Source organism: Streptococcus cameli, assembly GCF_053207365.1.
The window spans coordinates 117,708-136,693 of the sequence record NZ_JBRUIM010000002.1 but is presented as its reverse complement, the minus strand read 5'-3'; the positions used below and the strand labels follow the sequence as shown (position 1 = coordinate 136,693).

Annotated in this window: 17 protein-coding genes; 6 read left to right on the top strand and 11 right to left on the bottom strand. The window is 43.4% G+C overall.

Annotated elements, in window-relative coordinates; translation table 11 throughout:
* Positions 1 to 7: 7 nt before the first annotated feature.
* From ACVR1I_RS06115 to ACVR1I_RS06075, 9 genes are all read right to left on the bottom strand, one after another.
* A complete protein-coding gene (locus tag ACVR1I_RS06115; RefSeq protein ID WP_447443261.1) occupies positions 8 to 838 on the bottom strand; it encodes a glycosyltransferase family 8 protein in 831 nt (276 codons plus the stop codon).
* Between the two features lie 79 nt (positions 839 to 917).
* Positions 918 to 2,192 (bottom strand): MerR family transcriptional regulator, encoded by a 1,275-nt coding sequence (locus tag ACVR1I_RS06110; RefSeq protein ID WP_447443146.1) that lies wholly within the window; start codon positions 2,190 to 2,192, stop codon positions 918 to 920.
* A gap of 112 nt (positions 2,193 to 2,304) precedes the next feature.
* Positions 2,305 to 4,923 (bottom strand): alanine--tRNA ligase, encoded by a 2,619-nt coding sequence (gene alaS / locus ACVR1I_RS06105; protein ID WP_447443145.1) that lies wholly within the window; start codon positions 4,921 to 4,923, stop codon positions 2,305 to 2,307.
* 190 nt (positions 4,924 to 5,113) lie between these two features.
* Complete coding sequence (locus ACVR1I_RS06100) at positions 5,114 to 5,611, bottom strand: LURP-one-related/scramblase family protein (protein WP_447443144.1); 498 nt, start codon at positions 5,609 to 5,611, stop codon at positions 5,114 to 5,116.
* Between the two features lie 231 nt (positions 5,612 to 5,842).
* Positions 5,843 to 6,814 carry a peptidylprolyl isomerase PrsA gene (gene prsA, locus ACVR1I_RS06095; RefSeq protein WP_447443143.1) on the bottom strand — a complete coding sequence of 324 codons (972 nt, stop codon included), beginning with the start codon at positions 6,812 to 6,814 and terminating at the stop codon, positions 5,843 to 5,845.
* A 64-nt stretch (positions 6,815 to 6,878) separates the two neighbouring features.
* Positions 6,879 to 7,598 carry an O-methyltransferase gene (locus ACVR1I_RS06090; protein WP_447443142.1) on the bottom strand — a complete coding sequence of 240 codons (720 nt, stop codon included), beginning with the start codon at positions 7,596 to 7,598 and terminating at the stop codon, positions 6,879 to 6,881.
* 61 nt (positions 7,599 to 7,659) lie between these two features.
* Complete coding sequence (locus tag ACVR1I_RS06085) at positions 7,660 to 8,172, bottom strand: GNAT family N-acetyltransferase (RefSeq protein WP_447443141.1); 513 nt, start codon at positions 8,170 to 8,172, stop codon at positions 7,660 to 7,662.
* 46 nt (positions 8,173 to 8,218) lie between these two features.
* Positions 8,219 to 10,024, bottom strand: coding sequence for an oligoendopeptidase F (gene pepF / locus ACVR1I_RS06080; protein ID WP_447443140.1), 1,806 nt, complete (start codon positions 10,022 to 10,024; stop codon positions 8,219 to 8,221).
* A 32-nt stretch (positions 10,025 to 10,056) separates the two neighbouring features.
* Positions 10,057 to 11,025, bottom strand: coding sequence for a competence protein CoiA (locus tag ACVR1I_RS06075; RefSeq protein WP_447443139.1), 969 nt, complete (start codon positions 11,023 to 11,025; stop codon positions 10,057 to 10,059).
* A 117-nt stretch (positions 11,026 to 11,142) separates the two neighbouring features.
* Between ACVR1I_RS06075 and ACVR1I_RS06070 the strand changes: the two genes are divergently transcribed.
* Positions 11,143 to 11,418 carry a hypothetical protein gene (locus ACVR1I_RS06070; RefSeq protein WP_447443138.1) on the top strand — a complete coding sequence of 92 codons (276 nt, stop codon included), beginning with the start codon at positions 11,143 to 11,145 and terminating at the stop codon, positions 11,416 to 11,418.
* A gap of 57 nt (positions 11,419 to 11,475) precedes the next feature.
* Here ACVR1I_RS06070 and metG read toward each other — a convergent pair whose 3' ends face one another.
* The gene (gene metG / locus ACVR1I_RS06065) at positions 11,476 to 13,470 is read right to left on the bottom strand and encodes a methionine--tRNA ligase (protein ID WP_447443137.1); all 1,995 of its coding nucleotides are present in this window, start codon (positions 13,468 to 13,470) and stop codon (positions 11,476 to 11,478) included.
* A 186-nt stretch (positions 13,471 to 13,656) separates the two neighbouring features.
* On the opposite strand from metG, the gene ACVR1I_RS06060 reads away from it, so the two are divergent.
* The 5 genes from ACVR1I_RS06060 to ACVR1I_RS06040 are packed head-to-tail and all read left to right on the top strand — an operon-like array spanning position 13,657 to position 17,149.
* On the top strand, positions 13,657 to 13,854 hold the full coding sequence (locus ACVR1I_RS06060; protein WP_447443136.1) for a hypothetical protein: 198 nt from the start codon (positions 13,657 to 13,659) through the stop codon (positions 13,852 to 13,854).
* Entirely contained in the window at positions 13,841 to 14,731 is an 891-nt protein-coding gene (locus ACVR1I_RS06055) for an ABC transporter ATP-binding protein (RefSeq protein WP_447443135.1), read from the top strand. The genes ACVR1I_RS06060 and ACVR1I_RS06055 overlap by 14 nt, the downstream gene beginning before the upstream one ends.
* Positions 14,728 to 15,459 carry an ABC transporter permease gene (locus ACVR1I_RS06050; protein WP_447443134.1) on the top strand — a complete coding sequence of 244 codons (732 nt, stop codon included), beginning with the start codon at positions 14,728 to 14,730 and terminating at the stop codon, positions 15,457 to 15,459. The genes ACVR1I_RS06055 and ACVR1I_RS06050 overlap by 4 nt, the downstream gene beginning before the upstream one ends.
* Entirely contained in the window at positions 15,459 to 16,556 is a 1,098-nt protein-coding gene (locus tag ACVR1I_RS06045; RefSeq protein WP_447443133.1) for a sensor histidine kinase, read from the top strand. Before ACVR1I_RS06050 ends, ACVR1I_RS06045 begins: the two co-directional genes overlap by 1 nt.
* Positions 16,553 to 17,149: a response regulator transcription factor gene (locus ACVR1I_RS06040; protein ID WP_447443132.1), complete on the top strand. Its 597-nt coding sequence runs from the start codon at positions 16,553 to 16,555 to the stop codon at positions 17,147 to 17,149. Before ACVR1I_RS06045 ends, ACVR1I_RS06040 begins: the two co-directional genes overlap by 4 nt.
* Positions 17,150 to 17,185: 36 nt before the next feature.
* Here the strand turns inward: ACVR1I_RS06040 and ACVR1I_RS06035 are convergent, their stop codons facing one another.
* Entirely contained in the window at positions 17,186 to 18,865 is a 1,680-nt protein-coding gene (locus ACVR1I_RS06035) for a hypothetical protein (RefSeq protein WP_447443131.1), read from the bottom strand.
* Positions 18,866 to 18,986: the final 121 nt, after the last annotated feature.

Genomic DNA, 18,986 nt, shown 5'->3' with positions numbered 1-18,986 from the left:
ATGTCTCCTATTGTTCTTCCTTTACCAAACGACGAGTTCGTTTTTCCATATACTTATATAAACCCGCATAACGACTGGTATAATCTGACTTCCACGGTTTTTCCCGTCCAGCAAAATGCAGGAAAATGGTATGGTTTATCACCCAATCCAAATCCCAAAGGCCCTTGCTCTTTAATTGGTATACAATACTGTATCTGGCATCGTAATTGTAGATTTCATCAGGGACACCGATGACCAAGTCAGCATAAAGGGCATTGAGCACATCTTGATCCGGTAGAATGAGACGCGTTTTGTTCTTTTTAATGTAGTCCAAGATAGCTTCTCTTTTGACGATACTTCGAATCGCCACCATGTTCATCAAAAGGGTACCAGTATTGTAATAGGACGATTCCATTTCAAAATTTTGCAGGCGCAGCTTATTGACATAATCTAAAATCTTACCATCTTCATTGTGGCTAGCTGCCGCATACAATTGAGTCCCCATCTCCATCTGGTAAAAGTCGGTGAAGTCATTAAGGCAGAGAATATCTGCATCCAGATAGAGGATTTTCTCCACACTTTCTGGTAAAAATTCGTGAGCCAAGAGGCGGTAATAAATGGTATCTGGGTAGCGATCGGTCGTCGGTGCACCAGCAAAGGCTTCGCTTCCAACTACAATGGGAATGTAGGTCACACCCAAAGCCTTTGTGAATGCCTGAATCTGGGTATCTTTTTCCAACAAGGTCTTTTGCAAGACATAGACCTGAAAATGCGTATGAGGCATCTGTTCCACAATGGAAAACAGGGTCACTTGAAACTGGTCTACATAACCATCATCAATAACAAATAACAAGTTCATCTCTTTCATTCAACACTCCTTCTTATCCCTTAATCCTATCACAAATCCAGCAAAAAACCAAACCCCAGATGGGCTTGGTTTATCGATTTCGTATAATCCGCAGGAAACGCTTTGTATAAATTGGATCCAAATCATTCTTCTCCGCATCTTTCTCGGAACTGGTCTTTGGCACACCAAGCGCTACCAAAGCTTGGTCAAATTCTTCCAATTCTTGATAAGTATCTGTGTAGCGATCAATCTCGTCATTAACTGTTGGTTGCGAAAGGGAAATTTTCCTGCCATCCAGCCAAATATCGTAGTAAAAAGTCCCTCGTTCGTTATTGGTTGGAATCTTAAACATAGAGGATCCAAAGCGGGCATGGACTTTTTCGACTTGGTCGTAGGCATAGCGCTTCCCTGTCAGCTGTGTCAGCGAGTAATGAATGACTTCTGACTCCGTTACAACGGTGAGCTGAGTCGCAAAGAGAAAGATCGAAACAAGCATGCTGGTAAGCGTTAGTAAGAATGTTTTCTTGCCTCTTGGAAAATCATAAATCCCAAAAAAATTTAGCAACCAATATTCGATTCCGACTACTATTGTAAAAATCATGGCATAACCCCAAAAGTGATTGTGCTCGTAAAAGAGCCAGTCACTCGGTAAGAAACGCTCGCGTAGACTCGAAATTCCTATAAAAAGAGCAATTGATAATACAATGGCTAAGATCATCAAGGGCCAGACTAGCCATTCTTTCCGATTCTTTTTCTTGACCAGTTGGCGATTGTTTTTTCGAGCTTGCAGGTAATTCTTCCAAGAAAAGATTAAAGCAAAAGAGGCTACTAGTGCAATCGGAAAGAGCCAGTAGAGGCTGGCATAGTCCTGCTCCATCAAGCGATGATAGAAACCGACAATCGGCATAAGCAACATGAGAGTCTGCAACAAGAGTTCCCAAATGGATTGGAGAGTTGCTTCTTTCAAAGCTGTCTTTGCATCAAGGTAGTCTTCACTTTCCAAAAATCCAATTTCTTCATTGAGCTTATCCACCACGCTACTCTCTGACTGTTTCTTCAAAAAGAATCTTCCGAGGGCCACCTGTTCATCAATCACATCTTTCTGGTCCTGCAAGATCAGCAAGCGCTGCTCTAATTTGACAGCCAGTTGCTGCTCATCTAAGGTCAAGAGCTCTGCAATTTCTGAGACCGTAAAGCCCAAATAACGAAAGATTTTGATTTTCTTAAGAGTTTGAACATTGGCTTCTGAGTACTCCCGATAGCTGTTGTTCTGATTGCGACTAACTAGGACCAAGCCCCTGTCTTCATAGAAGCGGATGCTTTTGGCCGTCAAGCCGGTCAGTTTTTCCACGTCTTTAATCTGCATATTCTTCTCCTTTCCAGCTTATTGTACACCATTCTCAAAGGGGAAGGTCAAGGTTTTTTTAATCGTTTTTTGAGAAAAAACCAAGTTTTTTCAAACTTGGTTTGCTGACGCATTAGAGTTGAGTTGACACAGTTGTCAAGAGTTTGTCAATGCTAGACGCATCACTGCCTCCAGCCATGGCCATATCTGGTTTTCCACCACCACGACCTGACACAATTGGTGCCAATTCTTTGACCAGGTTTCCAGCGTGAACATCTGCTGACTTGCTGGCTACCAAGAGGTTGACCTTATCTCCAATCGCTGCAACAAGCACTAGGACATCTGAGTAGTCTTTTTGCTTCCAGTTATCGGCGAAAGTACGAAGGGCTCCTGCATCAGATACCTGAACTTGGCTGGCAATATAGCGAACACCATTTGCTTCTTGGACATCTTTAAAAACATCGCCTGCAGCTGCCGCTGCTGCTTTTTCTTTGAGGCTAGCCGTTTCTTTTTGCAAGTCACGAACTTGTTCTGTCAGGGCCACTACTTTGGCTGGAGCTTCTTTCAATTGAGGAGCTTTCACCGCTTTGGCGATTTCTTTCAAGGCATCTTCTTGAGCCCGGTAAGCTTCAAAGGCTTGTTGCCCCGTAACCGCAATCAAACGACGAGTCCCTGAACCAATCCCTTCTTCTTTCAAAATCTTGAAGAGGCCGATTTCAGAAGTATTTGACAAGTGGGTACCACCACAGAGCTCCACAGAATAATCACCAATGGTAACGACGCGGACAACCTTACCGTATTTTTCACCAAAGAGGGCCATAGCACCCATGGATTTTGCTGTTTCAACATCTGTTTCCACAGTTTCAACCGCGATGGCTTTCCAGATTTGCTCATTGACTTGGGTTTCAATCACCCGCAACTCTTCTGCAGTAACGGCTTCAAAGTGCGTGAAGTCAAAGCGTAGGAAGCTTTCTTCATTGAGAGAGCCAGCCTGCGTAGCGTGTTCGCCAATGATGTTGTGAAGGGCAGCATGCAACAAGTGTGTTGCCGTATGGTTTTTCTCTATCGAACGACGACGGTTGTGATCAATTTCCAGGGTATACACAGTGTCCAAGGCCAGACTTGCCAAGACCTCAACCGTATGAAGAGCTTGGCCATTTGGTGCTTTTTGAACATCGGTCACACGTGCAACCGTGTCGCCCTTGCTGTTTTTGATGACACCGTGGTCTGCAACCTGGCCACCCATTTCCGCATAGAAAGGTGTTTTGTCAAAGACAAGGAGGGCTTGTCCTTCTGATACCACTTCTGAGCGTTCATTGTCCACGATAATAACAGAAAGTTTGCTGTCGAGTACTTCTTCTTCGTAGCTAAATTCAGACGGTTCTACAATTCCTGCCAAGGTTTCATTTTGCATGCCCATTGAGCCACCTTTGACAACTGCCGCACGCGCACGTTCCTGCTGTTCTTTCATGGCAGCTTTAAAGCCTGCGTGGTCAATTTTGTAACCCGCATCTTCTGCCATTTCTTCTGTCAATTCCACTGGGAATCCATAAGTATCATAGAGTTTGAAGATGTCTTTACCATCGAGTGTGTCTTTGCCTTCTTCTTTTAACTGTGCCAACAACTGATCCAAATGACCAGAACCGGCATCAATGGTCCGAGCAAAAGTTTCTTCTTCCCGTTTAACAATTTTCTCGATAAACTCCCGTTTCTCCAAGACTTCTGGATAATAGCTTTCCATGATTTGGCCAACGGTTACCACTAATTTGTAGAGGAAGGTTTCCGTGATGCCCAAGCGGCGACCATGCATGACTGCACGGCGAAGCAAGCGGCGAAGGACATAACCACGGCCTTCGTTTCCTGGGAGGGCGCCATCACCGATGGCAAAGCTGAGGGCACGAATATGGTCTGCGATGACCTTAAAACTCATGTTGTCACTGTCCACCTCATAAGTCTTGCCAGAAAGTTTTTCCACCTCACGGATAATCGGCATAAAGAGGTCGGTTTCAAAGTTGGTTTTAGCCCCTTGAATGACGGCTGCAAAACGCTCCAAACCAGCTCCCGTATCGATGTTTTTGTTTGGCAATTCCTTGTATTCGGAACGTGGCACCTCTGGATCAGCATTGAATTGAGACAAGACAATGTTCCAAATTTCGATGTAACGGTCGTTTTCAATGTCTTCTTCTAAGAGACGGATACCGATGTTTTCTGGATCAAATTCTGGACCACGGTCAAAGAAAATCTCTGTATCAGGGCCGGATGGTCCAGCACCGATTTCCCAGAAATTGTCTTCTAAAGGAATCAAGTGACTTGGGTCTACACCTAGTGCAATCCAACGGTTGTAAGAATCTTTGTCGTCTGGGTAGTAGGTCATGTAGAGCTTGTCTTTTGGAAAACCAAACCATTCTGGACTTGTTAAGAGCTCATAACCCCATTCAATGGCTTCATCACGGAAATAATCCCCGATTGAGAAGTTCCCAAGCATTTCAAACATAGTGTGGTGACGAGCTGTCTTACCAACATTTTCAATATCATTGGTACGGATAGATTTTTGGGCATTGGTAATCCGTGGGTTTTCAGGAATGACTGACCCATCAAAATATTTTTTCAGTGTTGCCACACCAGAGTTGATCCACAAAAGAGTTGGATCATTCACAGGGACAAGATTTGCAGAAGGCTCAACAGAGTGGCCTTTGGATTTCCAGAAATCCAACCACATTTGGCGGATCTGAGCAGAAGACATGTGTTTCATAAAATAAGATACCAAGAGCGTTAAGAAAGCGAGAAGAAAATAGGAGACCACTGCTGTGCACTAGTGTACAAGGAGGTCTATCTTTTTCTCGACGCTTTTAGCTCGGGTTCAATTAGCATTAACTAACTAAACTTTCCTTTCCTAAAATTAATTTTCAATTATGGGGTAAACGTAGTAAAACAGTCTATTATTATTGAGAACTTGCAGCTGAAGCTGCAGCCTCTTGTTCCTTCACATAATCAATGGCTATGACCAGAGAAAGGACTAAATCCGCAAGACTGTCATCAAAAACAGTGATGTTGTAGGTCGATGTCAGACGCAACCATTCTTGTGAAATCTGCGCCACCACTCGGCCGTTTTGAAGCAGGTCAAAATTCATATCCCAGAAATCACCTTGTATGGTCAAGCCCAAGTTATCAATCTGATAACGGGGCTTGAAAAATGTAAATTCCTTTCGAATGGTAAATGGTTGGCCACCTGCTAATTGCACATCAAATTTTGGTAAAAACGTGAAAAATTGTTTTTCAATCCGACTGATGACTTGACCTTTTGGATCATAAATCGTAAAGGATTTGGGGATTTTAAAAAAACTCCCTTCGACTTGATAAGCCAACTGACCATTTTCATCTTGAATGTCAAAACTCCCACCTAAAGACCACATTTTTTGCTTGATGCGAAACTGTTTCATCAGAACCTCCCAAAACTAAAGACAAGCCCACTAAACGAAGGGCGAAAAACCGCGGTACCACCTTCATTCAATGAACTTGTCATTCTCATTTTGTATGCAATTGGAACATCGAGTAGCAAATTGTTTTTCCATCCATGGCTTGCATCAACCGCCACTTTTCTTTATCAGGTGTCAAACAATTATTCTCAATGATTTTATTATACTGGACCTTGTTTATTTGGTCAAGTAAGATTATTTATCAGAACTTTCTTCTGTTTTTTCTGAACTAGCTTCTGATGAAGACGATTCTGAACTAGAAGTTGTTGTAATGTATTGTGAAAGAACATTTTGGAATGCCTCATCTTTTACCTTAACATTTGCATCTTGAAGAGCTTTGGATACAACTGTTGTAATAAAGGCTGAGTCATTTTGCTTTTGCGCCATGATAGACTTCTTCAATACTTTCTTGTAATCTTTCCAGTCTTTAGACTTTTCTGTCTTGGTATTGAGTTTAACGATATAGAAGCTAGAAGTATAGGTTGTCATATCCACTACTGGAACAACGGCTGCACCCACTTGATTTTCATCAAGTGCAAAAATCGCGGTTTGAACTTCTGTTGGCACTTCTGTTGAGGTCGAATCAAAGGTAATTTTGCCACCTTTTTCAGCCGTCGTATCAACAGAATGTTCTTTTGCAAGAGCTGCAAAATCGGCATCTGCCGCCTGTGCTTTAGCCAAAACTTCTTTTGCTTTTGCTTCATCTGTCATCTTGATGATTAGTGCTGTCACTTCAGGTGTGTATGAGTCATACGCCGCTTTATAAGCTTCATCAGTTAATTCTTTTTTGGCTGCCTGCTCAACTGCGTACTCTACTAATTTATTGGCACGAATTTGTGTCTTGTAGGTCTCGTTTGTCAAACCTGCTGACGCCAAGGCTTGTGAGAATGAATCACCATATTGCTCAGCCATCTTATTATAAGCTTCGTCAACTTCTTTATCCGTTACTTTTTTACCGTATTTCGCTTCAAATACATCTTTGATCACCATTTGAAGCAAGACTTGTTGAGCAGCAGTGTTTGTTTTTACTTCTTCATAAAACTCTGCACTTGTAATAGTACCACCTTTCATAGTGATAATGTCTTTACCACCACTGGTTGAACAAGCCGATAAAGTCACAGCTGCAAGAAGCGTTACTGCTCCTGCAATGATTTTTTTTGTTTTCATTTTTAGAAAAAGTCTCCTTTTTGTAATTAACTTTCTTATTATATCACATAAACTTAAATTTCGCTTAAATTTCTTCCAATTTCAAATCAACATTTTCCACATTTTTTCGCAGCATCAAAAGGCCATCGCTCATGGATACCAAACTAGCTGTCAAATCGGGGTTATTCAGTGTTGCATCGAACAACCGTTGCAGGCCACGGTAGATGGTCCGCTGTCCACGTCTGACTTCCATGATGTCTTTGGCGACATCGCCTCCTTGGAAAATATCATCCAAGACAATCAAGCCACCTACTTTTACCTTTTTCAAGACTTCTGGTAGAAAGACGATGTATTTGGACTTGGCCGAGTCCATAAAGACAAAATCAAACTGATCATCTTCAAGAGTTGGCAAGACTTCCAGAGCATCGCCCTCCAGCAACTCAATCTGCTTGCGGCTATCGTATTTGGATAAGTTGTCTCGCGCAAATCCCAACATTTCCTCATTGCGCTCAATGGTTACAATCTGCGATTGAGGACTATTTTCAGCCATCAAAAGAGCCGAATAACCAATGGCTGTCCCAATTTCTAAAATACGGCTGGGTTGCAAGGTCTGCATGAGCAAGCGGAAATAAGCCACTGTTTCATGCGGAATAATAGGAATATTTTCAGCCCGTGCAAAATCTTCTAATTCTCTTAAAAATCCAGTGTGTTGCGCCTGGCGTGTCCGCATAAAGTCCACAATTTCTTCCTTCACAACAGGACGGCGCATATTGTGGTTTGCGTTTTTACTATATGATTCAACCATAAGTCCCATTTTAGCATATTTTTTGAAAAATAGCAGAGCCAATCGACTCAAAACCAGCTAGTTACAAGCTAATCCTATACTTGGCAGCCTCCATCGGACGTCCGAAATAATCAATAGTAGAAATCTGTTCCAGTTGACCACCCATTTTCTCAATCAAAGAACGGCTGGCCAGATTTTCTTTATCCGCTACAAGGAAAATGCGCCTAAAGCCTTTTTCAACAAATTGAGCCATGGCAAAAGCAATCAATTTCTCGACCACTCCTTGTCTTCGATAAGAAGGAGAAGACATGTAACCCAACTGCCCAAGATTTTGCACCATTGGATTGTCTGCCTCCCAAAAACAACGAATGAACCCTGCAATTTCTCCATCGATAAAAGCATAATAGGTTGAATAGGTGGACCAAGTCTGTCCTTCCTCTTTGATTTCCGATTGCTGGCCTGCTGCAATCGCCTTTGGCAAGTCTTCTATGTAGTCTAATTCAACAAAGGGATTGGTTTCTTTATCGGATAACATGGCGGTTTCAAAACGGCGGTAAGCCGCTTGGTCTCCTAGCTCTAATTTTCTGATTTCCATTTGGCTCTCCATTTTCGTAGACAAAAATCCCCGAAGGGATTCCTGTTTATTTTAGATGGGCACCTTTTTCAACAAGGGCTTCTAATTCTGTCAAGCGGACTTCAAAGACCTTAAAGGCATCATTGAGGTAGTCTTCTTTTGTCATATCCACACCGGCTTTTTTCATGACCTCTAGTGGGTAATCGGAGCTACCAGCTTTAAGGTAGTCTAAGTATTTTTCCTTGTCTTCTGCAGTGCCATTGACAATCTTGTCTGCCAAGGCAGACGCTGCTGCAAAACCAGTTGAGTACTGGAATACATAGAAGTTGTAATAGAAATGCGGAATACGGGCCCACTCATATTGGATAAATGGATTTTCTTCAGCCGACAAACCATAGTATTTTTCATTGATTTGACCGTAGAGGTTGTTCAAGAAGTCTGCTGTTAAGACTTCACCTGCTTGGTCAGCTTGGTAAATCGCCTGTTCAAATTCAGCAAATTGCGTTTGACGGAAAACAGTTCCACGGAAACCATCCAAGTAATGGTTCAAAATCGCAAAGCGGTTCTTTTCATCCGTCACTTCTGACAAGAGTTTTTCTGTCAAGAGATTTTCGTTGGTTGTGGACGCAATCTCTGCCAAGAAAATGGAATAATGTCCGTAAACATAAGGCTGGCTTTCACGCGTGTACATGGAGTGCATGGAATGACCTGTCTCATGGATCAAGGTATAGAGATTGTCCAAGGTATCTTGCCAGTTAAGAAGCATAAAGGCATTGGTATCATAGGCACCACCCGAATATGCTCCAGAGCGTTTGCCTTCATTGACATGGACATCAATCCAACGGTCCGCAAAAGCTCGTTCAACCTTTTGGCTGTAATCTTCGCCAAAGATGGTCAAGGTTTCAGCCGCTTTTTCCAAACCTTCTTCGTAGGTGAATTTGTAGTCTGTTTCAGAAAGCGGTGTGTACATATCGTACATCTTCAAGTCATCAAGGCCCAATAATTTCTTACGCAAGTTGACATAACGGTGCAAGAGTGGCAAGTGCTTGTTGACCGCAGAAACCAAGGTATCATAGACGGCCTCTGGCACAAAATTTCGGGACAAGGCTGCTTCACGCGCACTGCTATACTTGCGCAAACGAGCCTGCAAGTTATTAACCTTGACATTGGATTGCAAGGTTTTGGCATAAGTATGCTGGAATTGCTCATAAGTGCTGTACATGGCTTCATAAGCTTCTTGACGAACCTCACGGTTGCTGGATTCCATAAAGGAAATGTAGTTTCCGTGAGACAATGGGACCAAGTGCCCATCTTCATCTGCTACTTCTGGGAAACGCAGGCTGGCATTGTCCAAAATGGAGAAGGTTTCAGACGGCGCTTCAAAGATTTCACTGGTTGCGGCCAAGACTTCTTCTACTTCTTGTGACAAGATATGGTCTTTAGTTGACAAGATCTTTTCCAATTGATGAGCGTATTGTTTCAAGGCTGGCTCAGCTTGGTAAAAACTGTCCAATTGCTCATCGGTAATGGCCATGAGTTCAGGCTCGTAAAAGGCAAAAACTTGAGAGAATTTGGAATACAGGGCGGTTGCTTTTGCTTGAAATTCTTGGTAAGCGGCCACACGGGTATCTTGGTCATTTTTCATGGACGCATAGACATACAATTTTTCAATGCGGCGGCTCAAGTCCAACTGGGTTTCACTGATTGTTAAAAATGTTTTGGCGTCGTCCAATAAGTGGCCTGCCAAATCAGCTGCCGCTTCCGTTTCAGCAGTCAAACTTGCTAATTCTTCTTCCCATGCTTGATCTGTTGGGAAAATCGTGGTTAAATCCCACTGGTATTTTTCATCAATTTCATTGCGTTGTTTACTCATAATATTTCCTCCGTAAGCCTTATTTTAGCATATTATTTGCTTTCTTCCAAGTTTGCTTGGTACTTTTGTAGATAAAAAACAGGTGAATAAAGCAATTGTTTTTGCTTCTCTGTTTGCCTTTGATAATACGCATCAAAAGCCTGATAGACTGGCGTCAAATCAATCTGAACCTGAATAAAATCTGTTTGCCGACTGGGCAATGAAACCTGAGGATAAAAGTCCTCCACGGATTGTGTTAACAAGTTCCGCCCCTGTGCATAGGCTTGACCTTGTAACTGCAACCATTTCTTGTCTTGGTAATAGAGTTTTTTAGCGACATAGGACACCAACTGTGAATCAGTTTTGGCGACTAAAGTGGATAGTTTTTGTGCTTGATATGGCGTTTGTAATACCTGCACCAAATCCCCCTTAAAAAATGGAAATTCTCTGGTCAAACACTGGACCTTGCCATGCAAGTCTTCATGAATCAGGTAACGAAGCCGCAAAACTTCTTTGTCGCTATCCAACTCCCAAAGATAAAAGCCCATGTTCTGACTAAAACGGAGAAATTGACGTTGCAAAGCAGTCAAACGATTTTGTAGCCAAAGCTTTTTTCCAAGAAGCCACAAAACGGATACCTGCTGGCCACGGTAAGCCAAAGTCCGTTCTATAAGGCGTTCGATTGACAAGGGTGAACACTGGACTTCCAAGGCCAAGGTTTGGTTCACCAATAAGTCCGCAACCTGTTGAATGGCTGGCAGATAGGCTTCCACTTGGACAGCATGATGCCTTCTAGCCCATTGAAATAGTTTGGCTTTTAAATCCAAATGTTGTTGGGATTCATTCTCAAAATGGTAATGGCAATCTCCTAGATGAACATGGGCAAAATGGGGCCTTAGGATCTGTCCCTGTTTCAAGCGAACAGCACCTTGACAGCTAGGACAGCGGTAGTTTTGTTTCCTTGAGGCGGTCCTTTCTAAAAGATTGGTGACTTGATTTTCTTCATTTAAGGCTACTAACATCTTCTTCTCCTTCTATTTCTTTTATTCGCATTTGTTGGTAACTCTTTGATTTTCAAATAAAATTGACAGGCAATTCACAATTTTATATAATACTAGAGAAAAGAAAAGGAGATTTTTATGTACCCACCTAAGAAAAGTGTAGCACCACTCGTGCTTGGCATTTTGTCAATGATTTTTGCTTTGTTAATTCCTATTGTTGGTTTGATTTTGGGCATTATCGGTTTGATCTTGTCCTTAAATGGAAACAAAGCACCACAAATTGATGCATTGGGAAATCCAGTTGCGCCATTTAATTACAAGACTGAAATCATTTTGAACAGCCTTGGTATTGTCATCGCTGTTGCCAATATGTTGTATACTTACTTTGTACTTCTTCCACAAATCTTAGGATAAGCTACGAACATACTAAAAACCTAGCAGTTTGAAACTGCTAGGTTTTTTCTTGTATTTTTAACCAATCACACTGCCGTTTGGAACGGATGGATCAACGGTTAGGAGGGTCAATTTGCCGTCATGTTCTGCAGAGAGAATCATGCCTTGGCTGACGTATTTTTTCATCATTTTACGCGGTTTGAGGTTGGCCACGATTTGGACTTTGAGCCCGATCAATTCTTCTGGATTTGGGTAGAAATTGGCAATACCCGACAAGATTTGACGGTGTTCCGCATCTCCTGCATCCAGACGGAACTGGAGCAATTTGTCAGAGCCTTTGACTTTTTGGCAGTTGATAACCTCTGCCACACGGATTTCCGTTTGGTCAAAGTCTTCAAACTTGATTTCAGGCTTGTTGAGGGTCAATTCTACCTCTTCTGGCACCCACTCTTTTTCGGTTGCAGGTTTACCAGCAGCCATTTGGTCTTTGATGTAAGCAATTTCCTCGTCCATATCGAGACGTGGGAAGATTGGGGTCCCTTTTGCCACTACCGTAACGTTTTCTGGGAATTGTCCGAAAGTCAAATCTTCCATTGCTGCTACCTCACCGAGGCCCAATTGGCTAACGATGCTGGCTGCCGTTTCCATCATGAATGGAGCGATTAAGTGAGCTACCACGCGCAAGCTTTCCGCCAAATGCGCCATGACAGATCCAAGGTTGCCTTTTTGGTCCTCGTCTTTCGCCAGAACCCAAGGTGCTGTCTCATCAATGTATTTGTTGGTGCGGGCAATCAAGCTCCAAACCGCCTCAAGCGCACGCGGGTAGTCCACCAAGTCCATGTACTTGTGGTAGTCTGCGATGGCTTGTGTAGCCACAGATTCTAGATCTGCGTCAAAGTCTGTCTGACCGGCAGAGAGGCTTGGGACTTGTCCGTCAAAGTACTTATTAATCATAGCGACTGTACGGTTGAGGAGATTCCCTAGGTCATTGGCCAACTCATAGTTGATGCGTCCAACGTAATCTTCTGGTGTGAAGGTGCCGTCAGAGCCGACTGGAAGGCTACGCATGAGGTAATAGCGAAGCGGATCTAGACCGTAACGTTCCACCAACATTTCTGGGTAGACCACGTTGCCTTTTGATTTGGACATCTTGCCGTCTTGCATAACGTACCAGCCGTGAGCGACCAAGCGTTTTGGCAATGGCAAGTCCAGTGCCATGAGGAAGATTGGCCAGTAAATACTGTGGAAACGTAAGATGTCCTTGCCAACCATGTGAATGTCAGCTGGCCAGAACTTGTCCAAACGGTTTTCCAAGTCATTCTCTAAGCCAAGGGCCGTCATGTAGTTAAAGAGGGCATCCAACCAAACGTAGACTACGTGTTTTGGATTTTGCGGAACCGAAATTCCCCAAGTAAAGCTGGTCCGTGACACCGCCAAGTCTTCCAGTCCTGGCTCGATGAAGTTTTTAATCATCTCGTTCATCCGGCTATTTGGCGTAATGAAGTCAGGATTTTCCTTGTAAAAGGCCAAGAGGCGGTCTGCATATTTGCCCATACGGAAGAAATAAGACTCTTCTGACACCCACTCCACTTCGTGACCGGATGGGGCAATCCCGCCAGTCACTTTGCCATTTTCGTCACGGAAGACTTCGGTCAACTGACTTTCGGTAAAGAATTCTTCGTCTGAAACCGAGTACCAGCCTGAGTATTCCCCAAGGTATATGTCGTCTTGAGCCAAGAGTTTTTCAAAAATCCGTTGAATGGCTCTTTCATGCTCTGGATTGGTCGTGCGGTAAAAAACATCATGGGAAATATCCAGCAGGTCCCAAAGTTTTTCAACCCCTTCTGCCATTCCGTCAACATAGGTTTGTGGATCAAGGCCTGCTTCTGCTGCCTTGGTTTCAATCTTTTGACCATGCTCATCAAGGCCAGTCAAATAGTAGACATCATAGCCCATCAAACGCTTGTAGCGGGCTTGAACATCACAGGCAATGGTCGTGTAGGCAGAGCCGATATGAAGCTTACCAGATGGGTAATAAATCGGTGTGGTAATGTAGAAATTCTTTTCAGTCATTTTTTTCTCCTTCGAGGCGAATGAAACCTCTATTTGATAACACCCTATTATATCATAATTTTGACCAGTGAACAGACCTCTTGACCACTCAAATATGACAAATGTCATCTCCTGTCATGACAGAATCGACTAATTAGCTCCGCCTTTTTCCATTAAACTAAAAACAAGAACGAGAAGGAGATGCTTATGAAAAAACAAATGACACCTACAATCACCGCATATGTGCTAATCTACGCCGCCTGTATCCTGTTTGGTCGTCCACTTGAAAGCCTCCCAGCAACTGCTCTTCAGTACCTCGCTTGGCCCCTGTCTGCTAGTCTCATCACCGGTCTTATTTATCCTCACCTAACCCCTCAGAAAGGAGCTTGCCATGACTACCATTAACATCCAGGCTAACAATCTGTCCAAAATCATTAAAGGAAAAACGATTCTGGCCGATATGAACTTTTCCATCAAAGAGGGGGAATGCGTCGCCCTTATCGGGCCAAATGGCGCAGGCAAGACCACGCTTATGTCCTGCCTTTTAGGTGACAAAAAGGTGAGTACAGGAAATGTCCTCATAAACGAACAGTCTCCCAAATCGATAGCTAACAAGGCTAAGATTGCTTTCTTGCAACAAGAAAATGCTGTGCCGACTAGCCTCAAGGTCAAGGAATTATTAGACTTTTTCCAGTCTATTTACAAGGACCATTTAACCTCAGGGGAAATTGATATGCTGCTGGGTTTTACGGAGAGTCAAAAAAATCTCTTGACGGATAAATTATCCGGTGGGCAAAAACGCCTGCTAGCCTTTGTTCTTTGTCTGATTGGAAAACCAAGCGTACTTTTTTTGGACGAACCGACGGCCGGTATGGACACTTCAACCCGCAAACGCTTTTGGGAGATTGTGACTGATTTGAAAGCCCAAGGTACAACCATCGTCTACTCCAGTCATTATATCGAGGAGGTCGAGCACACTGCCGACCGTATCCTGGTCCTGCATCAGGGAAAGCTTATTCGGGATACGACACCTTTTACTATGCGACAGGAAGCTTGTGAAAAACAGGTGACCTTGCCCCGTCAATTTGCAGCTGCCGTCAACCAGCTTGAAGGGATTTATCAGATGGAGACCAAAACCGACACTGTCAGCTTTATGACCAAGGATATTGAAACCGTTTGGCAGGCCTTGCAAGAAGTCGGTTGCACACTATCAGACCTGGAAGTCCAAAACAAGACCCTGCTTAACACCCTCTTTGACAGCACGAAAGGAGATGCCTCATGAAAGCTTTAGTAAACATCGAATGGGTTAAGACCTGGCGGGAATGGCCAAGTTTTATCCTTGCTATTGGTATGCCCGTTGGTTTCTTTCTTTATTTTTCAGAAATTGTCATGTTCGACGATCCTGAAATGAAAAATGCTTTTGTTCAATCTTACATGTTGACCATGACCGCTTTTTCTATGTCTAGTTTTGGCTTTTTCACCTTCCCTTTCATGCTTTTAGAAGACAAGCGAGAACACTGGCTATCCTATATCGAGCACTCACCTCTTCGAATCAGCCAATATTATCTGTCAAAGGTCATTCGAGTGCTTCTGAACTTTACCGTGTCCATCGCAGTGACTTTCACTGTTGGTGCCATCTTTCGAGGCGTGTCCATGCCAGCTAGCAGATGGCATGGAGCCGTCCTTCTCTTGCTTGTGATGAGTCTCTTGTTTTTAGCCTTCGGCCTCCTAATTGCCCAAATCCCCTCTAGCCAACTCATGTCCATTGTCGGGAACATTGCCTTCTTGGGCTTAGCTATTGTCGGTGGCTCATGGATGCCAATTGAGACCTTTCCAAAATGGCTGCAAAACATTTCCAAACTAACACCGACCTACCATGTCAACCAGGTCGTGGTCCAATACGCCAAAGACGGTGACCTACTCTGGAAGTCCTTTGGAATCGTGCTTATTTATGCTATAATCATCTCAGGAATAGCCCTTGCTATCAAACACAGAACTGAGGTGGATTAATGTTTCGACCCGTTGATAAAACCGATACCCTTTATTATTTAGGTCTCGTTTTTATGCTCTTTCCCATCATCGGTATCTTTATCATAGGATTTCCCGTATGGACACTGCCACTATCGCTCTTATTTATCGTCGCTTATCTGATGATTATTCATATCAAAAACCATTATAAAACGATTATCGCATTCCTGTGGTTTTACTTGTTGGCCTATGTTTTTGGGATGTCCACCTTTATCACCGGAAACATGATTTGGTTTTTCTTTTTTCTAACTAATTTATTAATCTGGCGTTTTGGCGATAAACTGTTTTCCTATCGCTTCCTATCCTTTTTAATTGCCCTTGTCTTGTCTACCCTTGTGAGCATCAACCGAACAACAGATACTTCAAGTCGTATTTTCTTTTTACTGGTTCCTATTTTTATTTTAGCCATGTACTACACTCAGTATCAAAATCAGGTTGAAGAGCAACTGCAAAGAGAACTCTACCAGCAAAATGAAACCATTAACCTCTTGGCAGCTGAAAATGAACGCAATCGGATTGGACGGGATTTGCATGATACACTCGGCCATACCTTTGCCATGATGACCTTAAAAACCGAGCTTGCCATCAAGCAGTTAGACAAGGAGAATTTCACTGCAGTTCAAAAGGAATTAGAAGATTTGAGAGCCATCAGCCAGACCTCTATGAAAGAAGTCAGAGAGCTGATTAACAACCTCAAATACCGGACTATCTCAGAAGAACTGACAGCCATTTCAGACGTCTTCTCCCTGTCCAACATTGAACTCACCATCGACAAACAAGTTGAGACCGACCAGCTATCTCCTGTCTTGCAATCCAGCATCAGCATGATCCTGCGTGAATTAACCACCAATGTCATCAAGCATGCCAAGGCCACTAGCTGTCAGATTAGCTTGCAAGAACTAGACGACATTGTCATTACAGTTACGGATAACGGCCAAGGGTTTGAAGCCTTGACCGGTCAGGAACTTCATTCTATCCGTGAACGCCTGCAACTGGTCAAGGGTGAGGTGCAGATCTTATCTCGTCACAGTCCAACAACCATTCAAGTCCGCTTAGCCAACAAGGAGGTCCGCCTATGAAACTCTTAGTCGCCGAAGACCAATCCATGCTCCGAGATGCCCTCTGCCAGCTCTTGCTCATGGAAGAGGATGTCGAGGCTGTTTTTCAAGCCTCTAATGGTCTAGAAGCCATCTCTGTCTTAGAAAAAGAAGCCATTGATGTGGCCATTCTTGACATTGAAATGCCCCATAAAACGGGCCTCGATGTCCTAGAATGGGTCAAAACCTATCAGAAAACAAAGGTCATTATCGTGACTACCTTCAAGCGGGTTGGCTACTTTCAACGAGCCGTCAAGGCTGGGGTTGATGCTTATGTCTTGAAAGACCGCTCCATTTCAGAGCTGATGGGGACTATTCACACTGTCCTTGCAGGTAAGAAAGAATATTCGCCTGAACTGATGGAAACCATCCTTAGCCATGACAATCCCCTAAGCCCTCAGGAAATCACCCTTCTCCAGCACATTGCCCAGGGAAAATCCAGTAAGGAAATCGCAGAACTGCTCTTTCTTTCACCTGGAACCGTCCGCAATTACACCTCGTCTATTTTTAACAAATTAGGTGCTAGTAATCGCGTGGAAGCCATTACCATCGCCCAAAATCATGACTGGATATAAAACAAGACTCCGTTAAACTTAACGGAGCCTTTTGTTTTAGTCATCAGTTTCTTTTTCTGTCTCTTTCGGATTAACCTTGAACTGTTTGAGGTAGTTGTCCTTGCTCAGTTCGCCTGAGAAGCTGTCTCCGACTTTCAAGAACGGCAATTGGTCTGTCGAGTCTTCTGTCGCCTTGACTTTATAAATCTCACCAGAAGATGAAATATAGTAAACCGTTGAACCATTGATCATTTGGCTGGCTAATTGGTCCACTACTCCTGTGATGATTTCGACTTCGGACTGACCAGCAGCAGAGTTTGCTGTGCCAGATAAGGCCGAGGTGTCTAAATCGGTAAACTGGGAGATCAAGTGCTCAATGTCATTATTGACAGTCACCTGCTGGTAGTCTTCGGCATCAACAAGGGCATAGGACTTCACCAGACCAGCATCATCTTTGAGCGACACCAAATAATAGGCTTTCTCATTGAGCTTGACCAGAGTTGGGGCAGTCGCCACATAGCCTTTTTCTTGGACCTCCCCTTCTGCTGATTCCTTAGCAGCAGATTCCGTCGCGGAAGCCAGCTTGTAGTTAGTCACTTCCCGCGTCCGCATATTGACCAAGATAAAGCCAAGGTTGGACGAATCGGCTGTCGCAGAGGTAATCCCCGTGTAGAGGTAGATATCTGAGCCGATGGAAATGTAGTTGTAGCTATCCGTTGTCTCCTTGACACCGGTCTGGCTAAAGACCGTGTTCCAGAAACCATCTTGATAGGTATAATAGTCATCCACACGGGTCAAGACATTGTTGGCTGAGAAGACCCGGTCCACCCAGTCTGGAATAGCGTCAAGACTGTATTCCTTGGTTTCACCTGTCACTGCATCAAGGAGAATGACTCCAACAGGGTCTTTCGAACTCAGCAGAAAGCGTGGTTTGTAGACCGTTGCTACATAGTAGGGATTGCCATCATCATCGACTTCAAAAGAAGGATCCCCAAAAATTGTAAAAGGATTCTTGAAACGAAGGTAACGCAGGGTATCTCTAAAGAGGTATTCTGAATCTGAGTACTTCATGGGTTGCTCAAGAGGAGCCAACTCTGCCTTGCCTGTCGTTTGATTAACCTTTACATAGTAGCCAATCCCTTCTGTCCGATTGGACAACCATTTCCAGAAGTTCTTGTATTCTAAAGGCGATACGCGATAAGGCTGTTTGCCAATCGTTACTTGACGGTAATCATCTGAAATCCCGAATTGCGACACCTTGTCAATAGTGCCTAGGTAGGTATCCCCTATTTTCTTGGCTGATTTGCGGTCCAATAAAGCCAAGGTCGAAATATCGGTCTCAGGGAAATCCTGTGTAAAATCAGCCTCTTTCACCGTGATGACATTGGCATAGCTTTTAGCACGGAAAATGCGGGAGTTAAAGATAGAAATGACAAACAAGAGACCAACCAGTAGCAAAACAGCAGACCCGATCCAGGACAAGAGCTTATTGCTGCCTTCATTTATCGGAGTGACTTCTTTACGGCCGGTAGCATGTTTTTTCCGTTCTCTTTCCTCGCTGATAGAATCCGCAATAATAACAATGGATACTGCCACAAAAGCCAATATTAGTCCTTCTATGATGTACCACCAAAAGCCCACACTCATAAGGTTCAAGGCCGGTAAAAATATCCAATAACTAATGAGCATGGCCAGAATCCAAGCAACGATTAAACTATTCTTGATAAGTTGTTTCATCATTTTCTCCTCGCAATCTTGTTATTATTATACCATTTTTAACGGAAAATGAGAGAAAAGTAGTCAGTACAACTTTTCTATTTCCTTTAGGCTATCTCCAAAATTAGTTTTGCCCCTTCTT